This is a genomic window from Streptomyces tamarix, assembly GCF_032423885.1.
Taxonomy (GTDB): Bacteria; Actinomycetota; Actinomycetes; order Streptomycetales; family Streptomycetaceae; genus Streptomyces; species Streptomyces tamarix.
The window spans coordinates 1-16,532 of record NZ_JAWCTQ010000022.1 but is presented as its reverse complement, the minus strand read 5'-3'; the positions used below and the strand labels follow the sequence as shown (position 1 = coordinate 16,532).

The window sequence follows — 16,532 nt, the reverse complement described above, 5'->3', positions numbered from 1 at the left end:
GGAAGTCCGGCGCCCGGCGGCCGACGAACTCCCTCACGGCGTACCGTACGACTCCGCGCCCCGTTCGATCACCGCGTCGGGACGCCGGATGCCGTGACGGGCCCCGGCGGTGGACGCGGATCGGCGTCCGGGCCCTTGACAGGCCATCTGTTCACTCCTTAAATCACGCAGTGAACTAAGCCTTCCGGTCCCGGGCGGCCTCCCGCTCGTCCCGGTTCGGCGCGTCGGCCGTCCGGTCCGCGCCCCCGGCCTGTCATGTACCTGCCATGTCGGGCCTTCCTCGTCGTGCTCCCCGAAGGGAGAGTCATGGACTTCCCGCGTCCGCCCCGACGCCTGCTGCTGCCCCTCGTCGTGGTGCTCGCCCTCGCGTCGCTGTCCACCGGACCGGCACGGGGCGCCCCCGCGCACCCGGCGGAACCCTCCGGCCGTACCGCCGCGGCGGCCCCATCGGCCGCCGTCACCTTCTCCGACGACTTCGACGGGCCGGCGGGCGCCGCCGTCGACAGCGGGAAGTGGCAGATCGAGACGGGCGACAACGTCTCCAACCACGAGCGGCAGTACTACACCGCCGGGAACCGCAACGCCGCCCTCGACGGCCAGGGGCACCTGGTCATCACCGCCCGCCGCGAGAACCCCGGCAACTACCAGTGCTGGTACGGGCGGTGCGAGTACACCTCCGCCCGGCTCAACACGGCCGGCCGGTTCACCACGACGTACGGCCGCGTCGAGGCCCGGATGAAGGTCCCGCGCGGACAGGGCATGTGGCCCGCGTTCTGGATGCTCGGCAACGACATCGGCCAGGTCGGCTGGCCCGCCTCCGGCGAGATCGACGTCATGGAGAACGTGGGCTTCGAACCGTCCACCGTCCACGGCACCCTCCACGGCCCCGGCTACTCCGGCTCCGGCGGCATCGGCGCCGGATACACCCTGCCCGGCGGCCAGGCGTCCGCCGACGCCTTCCACACCTTCGCCGTCGACTGGAGCCCGAACGCGATCACCTGGTCCGTCGACGGCACCGTCTACCAGCGGCGCACCCCCGCCGACCTCGGCGGGCGCCCGTGGGTCTTCGACAAGCCCTTCTTCCTGATCCTCAACCTCGCGGTCGGCGGCTACTGGCCCGGAGACCCCGACGGCAGCACGGTCTTCCCCCAGCGCCTCCTCGTCGACCACGTCCGGGTCAGCACGAACACCGGGCAGCCGGGCGGCGGTCCCATCACCGGCATCGGCGGCAAGTGCGTGGACGTGGCCGGCGGGAACGCCGCCAACGGCACGCCCGTCCAGCTCCACGACTGCAACGGCACCCCCGCCCAGCAGTGGACCGTCGGCGCCGACGGGACGATCCGCGCGCTCGGCAAGTGCCTGGACGTCGCAGCGGGCAAAACGGCCGACGGCACGCCCGTCCAGCTCTACGACTGCAACGGCACCCCCGCCCAGCAGTGGGCCGTCCCCGCCGCTCGCGACATCGTCAACCCGCAGGCCGACAAGTGCCTGGACGCCACCGGCGGCAGCTCCGCCAACGGCACCCGACTGCAGATCTGGACCTGCACCGGAGCCGCCCACCAGAAGTGGACCGTGACCCGGTGACCGCGCGGCCCGGCCGTCCCTCCGCGGCTCAGGAGAGCCCTTCCCCCAGCGCGGAGACGACGGCCGGGCCGTAACCCGCGGCGGACAGGGGGCGCCGGACGTCGTGCGTGAGGTCGGGCAGGTAGCCGGCGAGCACGTCCGCGGGGCCGTGGATCCGCACCCGGCCGAGAGCGGCGGGCAACAGTACGGTCCGCGCCCGGCCCAGCTCCTCCCGCGTCCGGTCGTCACCGAGGTCGAACGAGACCGGTGCCCCCGCGTTGCTGAGGACGTGGGCGGTGTCGAAGGGGCGGTCGAGCACGGCCCCGGCGCGCACGCGCCACCGTTCCAGGGCGAAGTGGGGGCCGGCGCACAGGAACACCCGGTCGACGCCGTCGCCCACGGGCAGGCGCAGGCCCGGCACGAAGTCCGGGCGCGGGCTTGGCCTCCACTGGGCCAGGAGCGCGTCGATGTTGGCGCGCCACTGGTCGTCGCCGAGCGCGGACCCGTCCTCCATGCGGTGGCGCATGGCGTGCTCCTGGAGGTCGGAGGTCTGCTCGATCTCGTAGACGAGCGTGCCGGGGCCGAAGCTGTGCAGGGTGCCCGCCGGGACGTACAGCGTCTGCCCGGCGCTGAGCGGCAGGCGGCGCATCACGGCGTCGAAGTCCTGTTCCAGCAGGGCGCGCCGCAACCGCTCGCGGTGCACGCCCGGCTCCACGCCGGCCAGCGCCGTGGCGCCGGGTTCGGCCGCCAGGACGTGCCACGCCTCCGTCTTGCCGTTCGGCTCGCCCTGCCCGCGCGCGGCCTCGTCGTCGGCGTGCAGGTGGACGGGGAGGGGGCCGGTCGCGTCGATGTACTTGGTCAGCAGCGGGAAACGCGGTCCCCGCCACCCCCGGCCCACCAGCCCCTCGGGGTCCCGCTCGGTCAGCTCGCGCAGCGACAGCCCGGCCAGCGGGCCCTCCCGCACCCGCGCCCCGTCCCCGGGCACGTCGCTGACCTCCCAGGTCTCGGCGATCCGCCCCGCGGGCAGCCCGGTGCGCCCGAGGCGGTCCGGGATGGCCCGCCCGCCGAAGAGGTGTTGCTTGACGGGGGTGGTCAACCGCAGCGGACACCAGTCCATCGGCGCTCCTGTGGGAGGGGCCCGCCGCCGGCCGGAGGCGGGCGGGGAGACGGGACGGCCACTGCGCCGAGTAGCCCCCTCCGGGACCTTCATGCCGGTGACCGGCCGCGGGCGCGGCCCCTCTCCGCCGTCCCTGCCGCGATCAAATTTGCAGTCCGTGCATTTTTGCATAGTATGCATCTTCGTGACCCTCTCCGACCCTCCCCTCGGCCTGCGCGAGCGCAAGAAGCGCGCGACCCGCGACGCCCTGGCCGACACCGCGCTGCGCATGGCGGCGGAGCGCGGACTCGACCAGGTGACGGTGGAGGCGGTCACGGCGGAAGTGGGCGTCTCGATGCGGACGTTCTTCAACTACTTCGGCCACCTCGACGACGCGATCCTCGCCGCCGCCCCCGACAGCACCGCGCGGACCTGCCGCGCGATCGTCGGGGCTCCGCCGGGGCGCGCCACCCTCACCGTACTGCGCGAGGCCATCGCCGAGGAGCTGACGCACATCGAGGACGGCCACGACCGCTGGGAACTCCAGTGCGCGGTGCTGGGGAACAGCCCGTCACTGGTCCCGCGCTTCCTCGCGGCGCGCGGCGCCGACGAGCAGGCGCTGATCGCGGCGGTGGCCGAGCGGCTGGGCGTGGACGCCGACGCGGACCTGCGGCCGCGGCTGCTGGTCCACACCGCCCTCGCCGCCGTGCGGTCCGCCGTCGAGCTCTGGACGGCCACCGGGCGCGCCCGGCCCCTCAAGGCCATCTACGACGAGGCGTTCACCGAACTCGCCCGCGCGCTGCGCGACTGAAGCCGCCCCGGCCGCGTCGCCCCTCCGTCTTCCCGGAGCCCCTTCGGGCCCCGGAGAAACCCGCCCTTCCCTCCCGGGGGAACCGACCCTCAGAGAACCGAGGTACGTCCACCGATGTCCGCTGCCGAGACGCCTGCGACCGAGGCGTCCCCGTCCATGACGAAACGTCAGATAATTCAGGCCATGTCCGGTCTGATGGCCGGAATGTTCGTGGCCATTCTCGCGTCCACCGTCGTCGCCAACGCCCTGCCCCGGATCATCACCGACCTGCAGGGCAGCCAGTCGTCGTACACCTGGGTGGTCACCTCGGAGCTGCTGGCCATGACGGCCACCGTGCCCATCTGGGGGAAGCTGTCCGACCTCTACGACAAGAAGCTGCTCATCCAACTGTCGCTGGGGATGTTCGTCGTCGGCTCGCTCGTCGCCGGCTTCTCGGACAGCGTCGCGGTCCTCATCGTCAGCCGCGTGGTCCAGGGCATCGGCGCCGGTGGCCTCACCGCGCTCGCCCAGGTCGTGATGGCCTCGATCATCCCGCCGCGTGAACTCGGGCGCTACTCGGGCCTCTTCGGCGCCGTGTTCGCCGTGGGCACCGTCGCCGGACCGCTGATCGGCGGCGTGCTGGTCGACACCTCGTGGCTCGGCTGGCGCTGGTGCTTCTTCATCGGGGTGCCGTTCGCGGTCCTCGCGATCGTGCTGCTCCAGCTCACGCTCGACCTGCCCGTCGTCCGCCGCAAGGTGAAGGTCGACTACCTCGGCGCGTTCCTCATCATGGCCGGCGTGAGCGCCCTGCTGCTGTGGGTCACGCTCGCGGGCTCCCAGTTCGACTGGGTGTCGTGGCAGAGCTTCGCCCTCGTCGCGGGCGGCGTGGTGCTGATCGGCCTGGCCGTCCTCGTCGAGGCGCGGGTCGAGGAGCCGATGATCCCGCTGGACATCTTCCGCAACCGGACGGTCACCCTGACCACCCTGGCCAGCTTCCTCGTCGGTGTGGCGATGTTCGGCGGCACGGTCTTCCTCTCGCAGTACTTCCAGATCTCGCTCGGCGCGTCCCCGACCGCCGCGGGCCTGATGAGCCTGCCGATGATCCTCGGCCTGATGACCTCGACCACGGTGGCCGGCCAGATCATCACCAAGACCGGCAAGTGGAAGGGCTTCCTGATCGCCGGCGGCGTGATCATGACCGCGGGCATGGGTCTGCTGGCCACGATCGGCGCGGGCACCTCGTTCTGGATCCTCGCCCTCTACATGGTCGTGCTCGGCGTCGGCGTCGGCATGTTGATGCAGAACCTCGTGCTCGCCGCGCAGAACGACGTGCCGGCGACCGAGCTGGGCGCGGCCACCTCCGTGCTGTCCTTCTTCCGCAGCCTCGGCGGCGCCGTCGGCACCAGCGCGCTCGGCGCCGTCCTGAGCCACCAGGTGACCGGCGAGATCGAGAAGGGCCTCGGCGGGGGCGGAGCGGCCGCGGGGGGCGGCGGCAGCCACGCCATCCCCGACCTCACGACCCTCCCCGCCCAGGCGCGCGAGGTCGTGGAGCAGGCCTACGGCAACGCGACCGCCGACGTCTTCCTCGTCGGCGCGCCCTTCGCGCTGCTGGCCCTGGTGGCCGTGCTGTTCATCAAGGAGAAGCCGCTCAAGACGCAGAGCGGCCTGGAGCGGCTCGCCGCGGAGAGCGGACAGCCGCTCACCCCGACGCACTGAGCCCCGCGGGGAACGGATCACCGCAACACCACCCGAAGGCCGCCCGGAACCCGGGCGGCCTTCGCCGTCGCTTGCCGCCCGACGCCCGACGGCCGGTGAACGCGCCGCCTGCCGCCCGACGCCCGGCGAACGTGCCGCGCGCCGCCCCCGCCCGCCGTCAGCGGACCCGCCGGGCCAGTACCTGCCCCGGCCACGTCCCGGACAGGAAACGGTCGGTGGGGGTGAACCCGTTGCGCTCGTAGAACGCGACCAGCTCGCCCCCGCCGCCCGCCCAGCAGTCGACCCGCAGCAGCTCCGCACCGGCCCGCCGGGTCTCCTCGACGGCGTGGGCCAGCAGCGCCGCCCCGATGCCCAGACCGGCGTACCGCCGGTCGGAGACCAGCAGCCTGACGTACCGCTCGGGCTCCCCGGCCGGCGCGATCGGCATCTGCGGGCTGGGCCCGGAGTCCAGCACCAGGGCCCCGACGGGCGTCTCGTCCCTCTCCGCGATGTACGGGGTGTTCTCGGTCGTGTACCGCTCGACCCGCTCCGCCCCGCCGGGCCTGCGCGAGTACGGTGTCGTCCCCCACTGCTCGGTGTTGCCGCGGCCGTTCATCCAGGCGACCGCGGAGTCGAGCATGTCCAGGACGGCCGGTGCGTCGGCCGGGCCGCCCGGTCTGATCCGAGTGCCGTGTGCGATGTCGTTCACACCGGCAGCCTAGGCGTTGACGGTCGGACCCCGGATGGTCTCCGGGTGGCCCCGGACGGACCCCGGGCGGACCCCGGGCGGACCCCGGGCGGGCCCCGGCAGGAGCCCCCGCCCGACCGCGGCGGTCGCGACGGTGCCGTGGAGGACGTGGCTCCGCCCGGCCGGGGCGGAGGCCCCCGGCCGGGCGGAGCCGGCTGGTCAGCGGGACGGGTGCGGGACCACGGTGAACTCGGCGTGGAGCCGCCGACGGTGGTCCACCTGGCGCACGGGGCCGGTGAGGGTGACGCGCGCCGTCAGCCGGGGATCGGTGCTGGACGCGCTGAACCGGAGCTCCAACTCTCCCGGTTCCACGATCCGCGTTCCGTGCCGGCCGGTGAAGGAGGCCAGGTCGGCGGGGACGGTCACCCGGACCCGGGCGGCCCGGCCCGCGGCGAGGTCCAGCCGGACGTAGCCGATGAGCCGCTGCAGGGGCTGGACCACCGAGGCCACCGGGTCGTGCAGGTACAGCTGCACCAGTTCGCTGCCGTCGCGGCCACCGGTGTTCCGTACGGTGCAGGACAGTCGGAACTCGCCGTCCGTGGGCGCCTCGCCCTCCTCCACGACGAGGTCGCCCCACTCGAAGGTGGTGTAGGTCAGGCCGTGCCCGAAGCCGAACGCCGGTGCCGGGTCGATGCTGGACACCTCGCTGGCGTGGCCGAGGCGCGCCGCCAGGTAGGTGGACGGCTGGGCGCCGGGGTGCCGGGGGACGCTCACGGGCAGCCGGCCGCTCGGAGCCGTCCGCCCGCTGAGCACGGAGGCGATGGCCGTCGTGCCCGCCTCGCCCGGGAAGAAGGACTGGACGACGGCGGCGGACTCGGTCGCCGCCCGGCCCAGCGCGTAGGGCCGCCCGGCCAGCAGGGTCACCACGACCGGCGTGCCGGTGTCGAGGAGCGCGTCGAGGAGCTGCTGCTGCACGCCCGGCAGGGCGAGGGAGTGCGCGTCGCAGCCCTCGCCGCTGGTGCCGCGGCCGAAGAGGCCCGCCCGGTCGCCCAGCGCGGCCACCACGACGTCCGCCCCACGGGCGAGTTCGACCGCCTCGGCGAACCCCTCGGTTCCGGGGCTGTCGATGCCGGCCCCCTGCGCGACGTCGAACCGGCAGTCGGGGAACTCCGCCTCCAGGGCCTCGCGGAGGGTCGGCAGTTCGATGCCGAGCGGGACGTCGGGGTGCTGTCCTCCGACGTGGACGGGGAACGCGTAGCAGCCCAGGACCGCGGTGGGGACTTCGGCGTTCGGGCCGATCAGGGCGATCCGGCGGGGCGGCCCGCTCCGGTCGAGCGGCAGGGTGCCGTCGTTGTGGAGCAGGACGACGGCCTGCTCGGCGATCCGGCCGGCCAGCTCCCGGTTGCTTCCCGGGTCCAGGTCGATCGTGCCGCGCAGGGTGTCCGGGGCCGCCGCGGGGTCGGCGTCGCCGAGGGCCGGGGGGACCGGGCTCCAGTCCGGGTCGAGGAGGCCGAGCTGGACCTTCTGCGTCAGGACGCGCCGTACCGCGCGGTCCACCAGGGCCTCGGGCACGTGGCCCTGCGCGATCGCGTCCAGCAGGGGCTCGCCGAACGTCTTGACGGTGGGGAGCTCCACGTCGACACCGGCGGCCAGCGCGGCTCCCGCCGCCTCGCCGAGGGTCCCGGCCACTCCGTGCAGCGTCTTCAGGAACGCGATCCCGAAGTAGTCGGCCACCACGGTGCCGGTGAAGCCCCAGGTGTCGCGGAGCAACCGGGTCAGCAGCCGGTCGTCGGCCGCGGAGGGGATTCCGTCGGTGTCGGTGTAGGCGTGCATGACCGACCGCACGCCGCCCTCCCGCACGGCCATCTCGAACGGCGGCAGGATCACGTCCGCCTGTTCCCGGGCGCCCATGCCGACCGGGGCGAGGTTGCGCCCCGCGCGGGAGGCGGAGTAGCCGGCGAAGTGCTTCAGGGTGGCGACGATGCCCGCGGACTCCAGGCCCTGGACGTAGGCGGTGGCGATCGTCCCGACGAGGTACGGGTCCTCGCCTATCGTCTCCTCGACGCGGCCCCAGCGGGCGTCGCGCACGACGTCGAGGACCGGCGCGAGCCCCTGGTGCACGCCGACCGCGCGCATGTCCCGGCCGATGGCGGCGGCCATCTCGCGGATCAGCGAGGGGTTGAAGGTGGCTCCCCACGACAGGGGCACGGGGTAGGCGGTGGCTCCCCAGGCGGCGAAGCCCGCGAGGCACTCCTCGTGCGCCACGGCCGGGATGCCGAACCGGTTCGACGCGACGATCCTCCGCTGGGTGCGCATGAGGGAGACCGCGCCGACCGCGGGGTCGACGGGGACGGTGCCGAAGGGCCGGGTGAGCTGGCCGAGCCCGTCGGGCAGGAGCGCGTCGAGGGCGACCGGCTCCTCCATGTCGTGCTGGTGCGGGGCGACGTCGGCGCCCTCGTCGGACGCGCCGACCCAGACGCCGAAGAGCTGGGCGATCTTCTCCCGCAGCGTCATCTCGCGGATCAGTGCGTCGGCGCGGGCCTCCGCGCTCAGTGACGGATCGCGCCAGGCGGGGAGCGGAGCTCTCACCCGGCTGGGATCCGTGGCGTCGGTATGGGGCTCTGCGGCCACGTTCTCGGTCACTTTCCTCCGACTCCCATCAGCCCCTGGACCAGGGCGCGACGGGCGAACAGGTAGACGAGCAGGATGGGGAGCATGGACAGGACCACGGCGGCGAGCAGGCCGGGGATGTCGACGCCGTGTTCCGTCTGGAAGTCGTACAGGCCCATGGTGATGACCTTGTTCTCGGTCGACTGCGTCAGCACCAGCGGGAACAGGAAGCCGTTCCACGCCTGCAGGGAGGAGAACACGACGATCGTCGACAGGCCGCTCTTGGAGAGCGGCATCACGAGCTGGAAGAAGATCCGCCGGGAGGAGGCGCCGTCGACCGTCATCGCCTCGTAGAGCTCGGAGGTGATGTCGCGCATGACCCCGGAGAGGATCAGCGTGCACACCGGCATGGCGAAGGCCGCGGTCGGCAGGATGACGCCGATGAGGTTGTCGTAGAGACCGGCCTCGTTGATCAGGTAGAACATGGGGACGATCACGGCCTGCGACGGAATGGCGAGGCCGAGCAGGAACAGCCGGAAGACCGTGCTCGTGGCCCGCCCCCGGCTCCTGACGATGGCGTAGGCCAGCGGCGGCACGAGCAGCAGGACGATGGCCACCACGCAGACGGTGACGATCACCGTGTTGAGGAAGTACTGCCCGAAGCCGTCGCTCAGGTCGTTGACGTAGTTGTCGAGGGTGAGGCGCTCGGGGAAGGCCAGGGGGCCGTTCGCCGCGTAGTCGGCCCGGGTCTGGAAGGTGGCGATCAGCATCACGTACAGCGGGAGGCCGACCACGAAGAGCCAGACGAGCGAACCGAGACCCGCCAGGTAGTTGGGACGGCCCTTCATCACACGCCTTCCATGGTGCTGCGCATCTTGTCGTACCCCGTCAGCCGCACCATGACCAGTGACACGAAGCTGGCCACGAGGACGAGGAGCAGCGCGATGGCGGCGCCCGTCCCGAAGTCGAAGCCCTTGAACGCCTTTTGGTACATGTAGTACGCGCTGATCGTCGTGTCCGTGCCCGGGCCGCCCTGGGTGAGGATCAGCACCGTGTCGAAGGTCGTGAGCCCGCCCACCACCATCAGGATCATCGACGTGACGATGCTGTTGCGCAGTTGCGGCAGGGTGATGTGGAAGAACTGGCGGACCGTGCCGGCGCCGTCGATCTGGGCGGCCTGGTAGAGGACCGGCGGGATGGCCCGCGCCGCGCCCTGGTAGATGAGGGTGTGCAACGGGGTGAACTGCCAGGTGCTGACGAAGACGAGGACGCCGATGGCGCCGCTCTGCACGCCCAGCAGGTTGCCGTCGCCGAACAGCCACTTCGCCTGTGACGGGACGCCGAAGTTGGGGTCGAGCACGGCGCGCCACAGGACGGAGACGGCCGTGATGGACAGGAGGAGCGGGACGAAGTAGATGGCGGACAGGACCGCCCGGTTGCGCTGGTGGCCGGCGGCCCAGACGCCGAGCAGGATGCTGATCGGGGTCTGGACGACGACACCGAGCACGGTGAGCAGCAGGCTCAGCCAGAGACTCTTGATCATCACGGGGTCGTCGAGCAGTCTCCTCCAGTTGTCCAGACCGGCGAACTCGGGCGAGCCGAGGCCGTTCCAGCGGGCGAAGGACAGTACGACGACCATGAGGAGCGGCACGATGGCGAACAGGCCGAAGAACACCGCGGCGGGTGCCGCCCAGACGAAGCCCGGGCGGCCCACACCGGTCACGGACCGACGGCTGGGCCGGCTCCGACGTACGGTCTTCTCGCTGTCCACGGCGGGGGCTGTGGCAGTGGTCATGTCAGATGTTCCGGGGTTCAGGACGCGGGCAGGCTCTGCATGGACGCGATGAAGCCGTCGGCGTCGATCTGCCCGTTGAAGAACTGCTGGACGGCCTGGTGGATGGTGGTGGAGGCGGCGGGCGGGTACGCCTGGTCCCAGGAGAGTTGGAAGGAGAGGGCCTTCTTGACGAGGCCGTACTGGTACTTCGAGTAGTCCGGGTTGGCGGACTTGTCCAGGAACTTGGCCGTGTTCGTCGTGGTGGGCAGGTTGCCGATGCCGAGCTGGGCCTCGACGAACTGGTCCGAGTACATGAGCTTCAGGAACTCGGCCACCGCCTCGGGGTGCTTGGTGCTCTTCAGCACCGAGTAGAAGTTGTTCGCGTTGCCCGCGATGTTGTTCGGGTCGCCCTTGCCGCCCTCGACCGTCGGGAAGGTGCCGTAACCGAGGTCCTTCTTGACGAAGTCCGGGTAGGCCTCCTGCAGCGTGGAGTACTCCCAGGAGCCCATCAGCTCGAACGCGGCCTTGCCGGTGGCCAGCAGGGCGGGCGAGCCGCCGTCCGTGAACTTGACCGAGTCGTAGTTGGTGCCGAAGGCCCCCGCGTCGACCAGTTCCCTGAGCATGCCGAGCGCCTTCTTGCTGTCGGCGCTCTCCCAGGCGCTCTTGTCGCCCTCCAGGGCCTTCTGGAAGAGCTCGGGCCCGGCCACCCGGTCGTAGACGTACTGGAACCACATCTGCGTGGGCCACTTGTCGCCACCGCCGAGGGCGATGGGGGTGATCCCTTTGCCCTTGAGGGTCTTGACCGCGGCGAGCAGTTCGTCCCAGGTCCGCGGGGCGGCGACGCCGGCGTCCGCCAGCACCTTCTTGTTGCTGAACAGCAGGACCGGCTGGGTGCCGCGCATGGGCACGCCGTAGGGCTTGCCGTCCACCACCGCCGTGTCGAAGACCGAGGGCAGGAAGTTGAGCTTCAGCCCGGAGTCCTTGGCGATGAAGTCGTCGAGCGGCATCAGCAGGCCCGCGTCGACGTACGGCTTGATGCTGCCGCCGCCCCAGTTGAAGAAGATGTCCGGGGCCTGCTTGCCGCTGATGATCGTCTGCAGCTTGGACTGGTAGTCCGCGCCCGGGACGGTCTCCAGTACCGCCTTCACCTCGGAGGTCTTGTTGAAGGTGTCGACGAGTTGCTTCTCCACTTTGTTGGCGGCGTCGCCGTAGACCAGGACGCGGATCGTGCCCGATCCCCCCTCGGCCGAATCCCCGGACTTGCCACAGGCGGCCAGAGCCACGGTCATGGCCAGCGACACCCCACCCACGACAGCGGTTCTCAGGAGCTGTGCACGTCGCTTCATCGCCCCACCTTTCGAAATTATTTCGATCCGGCTACCGAAACTTGACGTGTCGGGACGCTAAGGTTGTCGCGCCGGGTGGGTCAACCCTCGGGGGGCGAGTTATCAAAGCGTGACTCCGTGGCCGCGCACGGCGTGCCTTATGCTCCTCACCATGGGAGATGACGAGGAGCTCGGGCGCATCACCTTGGCGCAGGTGGCGCAGAAGGCCGGTGTCTCCATTTCGACAGTTTCGAAAGTCCTCAACGGACGACAGGACGTGTCGCCGCCCACCCGGATCAAGGTGGAGCGCCTCCTGGAGACCCACTCGTACCGGCGCACCACGCGGTCGGGTCGGGAGGCTCCGCTCATCGAGATCGTCTTCCACGAACTGGAAAGCGTGTGGGCGATGGAGCTGATCCGGGGCGTGGAGAACCTCGCCAAGGCCCACCAGGCCAGCGTGGTGCTGACGGAGAGCGGCACGCGGCACTCGCCGAGCCCCGAGTGGATCGAAGGCGTCCTGCAGCGCCGGCCGATCGGGGTGATCCTCGTCTTCTCGGCCCTCCCGGACGGGGTCAAGCAACGGCTCAGGGCCCGGTCCATCCCGTTCGTCATCATCGACCCGGCGGGCGACCCCGATCCCGACGTGCCGTCCGTGGGGTCGGCGAACTGGAACGGCGGCGTGGCCGCGACGCGCCACCTGGTCGAGCTGGGGCACCGGCGGATCGGGATCATCACCGGTCCCGAGGACATGCTGTGCTCCCTGGCGCGCCTGGACGGCTACCGCTCGGCGATGAACATGGCCGGCCTGGACAACGACCCCGCCCTCGTCCGGTTCGGCGACTTCCACGTGGACGGCGGGTACGAGCAGGCGATGGAGCTGCTGCGCCTCCCCGAGCGGCCCACCGCCATCTTCGCCGGGAGCGACCTCCAGGCGCTCGGGGTGCTGGAGGCGGCGCGCGTCTGCGAGTTGCGGGTCCCCCACGACCTGTCGGTCGTGGGCTACGACGACGTGATGGTCGCCCGCTGGTCCAGCCCCGCGCTGACCACGGTGCACCAGCCGCTGCGCCAGATGGCCGAGGAGGCGGTGCAGATGCTGTTCCGCCTGCGCGCCGGGGAGTCCACGGCGACCCGGCTGGAGCTGGCGACCAGTCTGGTCGTCAGGAAGAGCACGGCGCCGCCGCCCGCGGAGGGCGCCGCCGCGCCCCGGGACCTCGCGGAGCCGTCGGCCGTCGGGGCGGAGCCGTCGGCCGTCGAGTGAGCGGGGCCGGTGCGGGGCGGTCCCGGACCGGAACGACGCGCCGGGCGGCGGTATCCCGGCGGTCATGATCCGCCCCGCCGCTTCGAAATTTTTTCGATCATCCGACTCTATTGTTTCGAAGCCGTGCATCCCCCAGGATCTGTCTCGCAGGCGCGACTCGGTCGGCGGGCGCGGTCGTCATGGAGCCGCATGCCCGAGGCGGAAGGGATGTCCCCGGACCGTGGGGCGGCGGCTCCTCGCGGACGCCGACCCGAGTGCGAGCGCGCCCGCGCCGACAGTTTTCGCCGGCTTTCCGAGAAACGCGAACACGGCGGTGGTGGCGCCGGCGGCCCGCCGGTCCCCCTCCCGGAGACCGGGAGGCGCACCGCCGGCACCGACCGGCCCGCCGCGGACCGCGGCGGGTGGAACCGGCCCGTGTCCCGGCATCACCGCCCCCGTGCCCGCACGTCCCTCACAAGGAGTCGTCCACGATGTCCAGATCACTCGGCCGCGCCGCGGCGGCAGCCGTCGCGACCCTGCTCGCGCTCGGCGTCGCCGCCCCGTCGGTGTCCGCCCAGGAGCCGCTCCGCTCCGGCCACGACAAGCCGCTGCGCGACCTCGCCGCACGCCAGGACCTGCGGATCGGCACGGCGGTCGACATGGAGGCGCTCGGTTCCGACCGGGCGTACCGGTCCCGTACCGCCCGCGAGTTCAACTCGGTCACGGCGGAGAACGTCATGAAGTGGGAGGTCGTCGAGCCCGAGCGGGGCGTTCACGACTGGGCGGAGGCGGACGAGCTGGTGAGGTTCGCCCAGCGCAACGGGCAGGCGGTGCGCGGCCACACGCTCGTTTGGCACAGTCAGCTGCCCGCCTGGCTCACCTCGGGGGTCGCCGACGGGTCGATCGACGCGGCGGAGCTGCGCCGGATCCTGCGTGACCACGTCACCACCCAGGTCAAGCACTTCAAGGGCGAGATCTACGAGTGGGACGTCGTGAACGAGGTCTTCAACGAGGACGGCACCCTGCGCGAGTCGATCTGGCTGCAGAAGCTCGGCCCGTCCTACATCGCCGACGCCTTCCGTTGGGCCCACGCCGCCGACCCGAAGGCCAAGCTGTTCTTCAACGACTACAACGTCGAGGGCGTGAACGCGAAGTCCACGGCCTACTACGACCTCGCGGTACGCCTCCGTCAGCAGGGCGTACCGGTGCACGGCTTCGGCATCCAGGGCCACTTGGACATCGGGTACGGCTTCCCGCAGGACGTGCAGGCCAACCTGGAGCGCTTCGCCGCCCTCGGCATGCGGACCGCGTTCACCGAGGTCGACGTGCGGATGACGCTGCCCGTGGACGACGCGAAGCTCGCCCGCCAGGCCGACGACTACCGGCGGTTGCTGGCCGCCTGCCTCAACGTCCGCCGCTGCACGTCGTTCACGGTGTGGGGCTTCACCGACAAGTACTCGTGGGTGCCGGAGTGGTTCAGCGGCCAGGGCGCGGCCAACCTGCTGGACGAGGAGTACGCGGCCAAGCCGGCCTACACGGCGGTCCGTCACGAACTCGCGGCACACCGCCGGTGACGCGGTGCCGGTGCTGCGGCACCGGTGACGCGGTGCGGTGACCGTGCGGCGCTGATCCGGTGGTCCCCGCCCCGCTCGGGGCGCCCGGCCGGGAGACCCGGCCGGGCGTTCCCCCTCGGCGGGCCCCGGTCGGGCTCCGCCCCCGCCGTGCGGGGTGCGGCCGTCGCCCGTGACGGACAGGGAGGGGTGCGTGCCGTCGAGGGAGGACCGCCCCCGGGCGATCCGGCTGCTGTAGCGGCCCACGAGGGCACCGACGTACCCGCCGGAGGGTTCGGTCCGTCGGAACCCGGGGAGACGTCCGCGTGCCCGCCTGCCGGTCGGTGCCTCCGGAAGGGCACGAGGCCCCCCGTGGTCGAGAACCGCCGGGCGCGTGCCCCCGTTCTCCAGCCCCCGGCGGCGCACCCCGGTTCCGTTGGGCAGGCGGCCGAAGGGCTCGGAGGCGGGAGGGCGGACCTGGGGAGGGTGCGTCGTCATGCGCGCCTCCGGATCGTGTCGAAGGGGGGTGGTCCGGCGCGGAGTACCGCCGGGACGGTGCACGGGGCGGGACGGACGGGTCGGGCGGGCCGGGTGGGCCGGGTGGGTCGGGCCCACGACCCGGGGCGCGCCGACCGCGCCACCGTGCTCCCCCCAGGGGCGGGCGGTACCGGTCCCGGCCGGGTCCACGACGACTGCGAGCGATTGTGGGACCTCACCGCGAGGCCGGTCAATGCCCTCGTTCGCATGACTTTCCGAAACTTTTTCGGCCGGTGGGGGTTTCATAACACCAGCTCAGATCAACTTCCTGAAAGCGCCTGGGAATGAAAGCGCGAGGAAGAACGGAATGACTCCATCAGGTGCGCGAAAGATTGTCGGCCTGCTCGGCTGAGCGGGCGGGTCGGCGGCGGGAAGATCGTACGTGGAGCCCCGCATCGCCCCGGGGCGAAACGGTCCCCCGATCCGCAGGTCGGCCCGGATCCCCGCGCCCTGGCCGGCTCGGGCACACCTTTTTCCCGCCTTTCGGGAGCGTTTGTCCCGGCCGCTGATCGAGGAAACAAAGCTCATTCCGCATGATTCCGGTGTGTGTAGGGCGAGGATTCGCATACCGCTCCTTGGTCGCGCCCCCCTGATGTCGAACCTTTCGAAATTTCGACCGAAACCATTGACAGGCGTAGGGGGCGGACCACACTGTTCCGCAGCGGCAGGGCTTCATCACTGCCCGCCCGGGGCGCTCCCACGACCCGGCCCTGCGGTCATCGAACAGGTGACGCCGGGCCCGCTCTGCCGTGCCGCACGACGCCGACGCGCGATCGACGCCACCCCATGGCCACTGACGGCTCGTTCGGCTCGTGCCGTCCTGCTCCCCGTACCGGCGCACCCAAGGAGGAAGCAAGTACATGCGCGTTTCCGCTCGACGCGAGAGCCGTAGAGGCGGCCGTTTCGCACGGACCGTCAGGGCCCTCTGCGTCACCGCGCTGGCCGCGGTGGTCACGCTGGTCGCGCCGGGCACGGCCTCCGCCGACACGCTCGTCACGACCAACCGGACCGGAACCGACAACGGCTACTTCTACTCGTTCTGGACCGACAGCCCCGGCACGGTCTCCATGAACCTGGCCGCCGGCGGCAACTACAGCACCTCGTGGAGGAACACGGGCAACTTCGTCGCCGGCAAGGGCTGGAGCACCGGTGGCCGCAGGACGGTCACCTACTCCGGCACCTTCAACCCCTCGGGCAACGCGTACCTCGCCCTCTACGGGTGGACGACCAACCCGCTCGTGGAGTACTACGTCGTCGACAACTGGGGCACCTACCGGCCCACGGGCGAGTTCAAGGGCACGGTGACCACCGACGGCGGCACGTACGACATCTACAAGACCACCCGCTACAACGCCCCCTCCATCGAGGGCACCCGCACGTTCGACCAGTACTGGAGCGTGCGGCAGTCGAAGAGGACCGGGGGAACCATCACCACCGGCAACCACTTCGACGCCTGGGCCCGGGCCGGCATGAACCTGGGCACCCACAACTACATGATCATGGCGACCGAGGGCTACCAGAGCAGCGGCAGCTCCACCATCACGCTGGGCTCCGGCGGTGACGGTGGGGGTACGACTCCGCCGGGTGGTGGTTGCAGTGCGACCCTGTCCGCGGGGCAGCAGTGGAGTGACCGGTACAACCTCAATGTCGCGGTGAGTGGTGCCAGT

The 16,532-nt window shown here is 71.6% G+C and carries 12 protein-coding genes; 6 read left to right on the top strand and 6 right to left on the bottom strand.

Features of this window, described 5'->3' with window-relative positions:
- Positions 1-306 precede the first annotated feature (306 nt).
- Positions 307-1,584: a ricin-type beta-trefoil lectin domain protein gene (locus RND61_RS18375; protein ID WP_315879074.1), complete on the top strand. Its 1,278-nt coding sequence runs from the start codon at positions 307-309 to the stop codon at positions 1,582-1,584.
- Positions 1,585-1,612: 28 nt separating this feature from the next.
- On the opposite strand, the gene RND61_RS18370 is transcribed toward RND61_RS18375, so the two are convergent.
- Complete coding sequence (locus RND61_RS18370; protein WP_315879073.1) at positions 1,613-2,680, bottom strand: class I mannose-6-phosphate isomerase; 1,068 nt, start codon at positions 2,678-2,680, stop codon at positions 1,613-1,615.
- A 184-nt stretch (positions 2,681-2,864) separates the two neighbouring features.
- On the opposite strand from RND61_RS18370, the gene RND61_RS18365 reads away from it, so the two are divergent.
- Together RND61_RS18365 and RND61_RS18360 are read left to right on the top strand one after the other, a co-directional pair.
- The gene (locus RND61_RS18365; RefSeq protein WP_315879072.1) at positions 2,865-3,470 is read left to right on the top strand and encodes a TetR/AcrR family transcriptional regulator; all 606 of its coding nucleotides are present in this window, start codon (positions 2,865-2,867) and stop codon (positions 3,468-3,470) included.
- Positions 3,471-3,584: 114 nt separating this feature from the next.
- On the top strand, positions 3,585-5,165 hold the full coding sequence (locus tag RND61_RS18360; protein ID WP_315879071.1) for an MFS transporter: 1,581 nt from the start codon (positions 3,585-3,587) through the stop codon (positions 5,163-5,165).
- A 157-nt stretch (positions 5,166-5,322) separates the two neighbouring features.
- Here RND61_RS18360 and RND61_RS18355 read toward each other — a convergent pair whose 3' ends face one another.
- From RND61_RS18355 to RND61_RS18335, 5 genes are all read right to left on the bottom strand, one after another.
- Entirely contained in the window at positions 5,323-5,853 is a 531-nt protein-coding gene (locus RND61_RS18355) for a GNAT family N-acetyltransferase (RefSeq protein ID WP_315879070.1), read from the bottom strand.
- 198 nt (positions 5,854-6,051) lie between these two features.
- Positions 6,052-8,421 carry a beta-xylosidase/alpha-l-arabinosidase gene (locus tag RND61_RS18350; protein ID WP_449343279.1) on the bottom strand — a complete coding sequence of 790 codons (2,370 nt, stop codon included), beginning with the start codon at positions 8,419-8,421 and terminating at the stop codon, positions 6,052-6,054.
- Between the two features lie 50 nt (positions 8,422-8,471).
- On the bottom strand, positions 8,472-9,290 hold the full coding sequence (locus tag RND61_RS18345) for a carbohydrate ABC transporter permease (RefSeq protein WP_315879069.1): 819 nt from the start codon (positions 9,288-9,290) through the stop codon (positions 8,472-8,474).
- The gene (locus RND61_RS18340) at positions 9,290-10,237 is read right to left on the bottom strand and encodes a carbohydrate ABC transporter permease (protein ID WP_315879068.1); all 948 of its coding nucleotides are present in this window, start codon (positions 10,235-10,237) and stop codon (positions 9,290-9,292) included. The genes RND61_RS18345 and RND61_RS18340 overlap by 1 nt, the downstream gene beginning before the upstream one ends.
- A 17-nt stretch (positions 10,238-10,254) precedes the next feature.
- Positions 10,255-11,562: an ABC transporter substrate-binding protein gene (locus RND61_RS18335; RefSeq protein ID WP_315879067.1), complete on the bottom strand. Its 1,308-nt coding sequence runs from the start codon at positions 11,560-11,562 to the stop codon at positions 10,255-10,257.
- Positions 11,563-11,701: 139 nt separating this feature from the next.
- Here RND61_RS18335 and RND61_RS18330 point away from each other — a divergent pair, with 139 nt between their 5' ends.
- From RND61_RS18330 to RND61_RS18320, 3 genes are all read left to right on the top strand, one after another.
- Positions 11,702-12,799: a LacI family DNA-binding transcriptional regulator gene (locus RND61_RS18330; protein WP_315879066.1), complete on the top strand. Its 1,098-nt coding sequence runs from the start codon at positions 11,702-11,704 to the stop codon at positions 12,797-12,799.
- Positions 12,800-13,269: 470 nt separating this feature from the next.
- Positions 13,270-14,352, top strand: coding sequence for an endo-1,4-beta-xylanase (locus RND61_RS18325; RefSeq protein WP_315879065.1), 1,083 nt, complete (start codon positions 13,270-13,272; stop codon positions 14,350-14,352).
- Positions 14,353-15,725: 1,373 nt separating this feature from the next.
- A partial coding sequence (locus tag RND61_RS18320; RefSeq protein ID WP_315879064.1) for a glycoside hydrolase family 11 protein occupies positions 15,726-16,532 on the top strand: 807 nt, incomplete at its 3' end.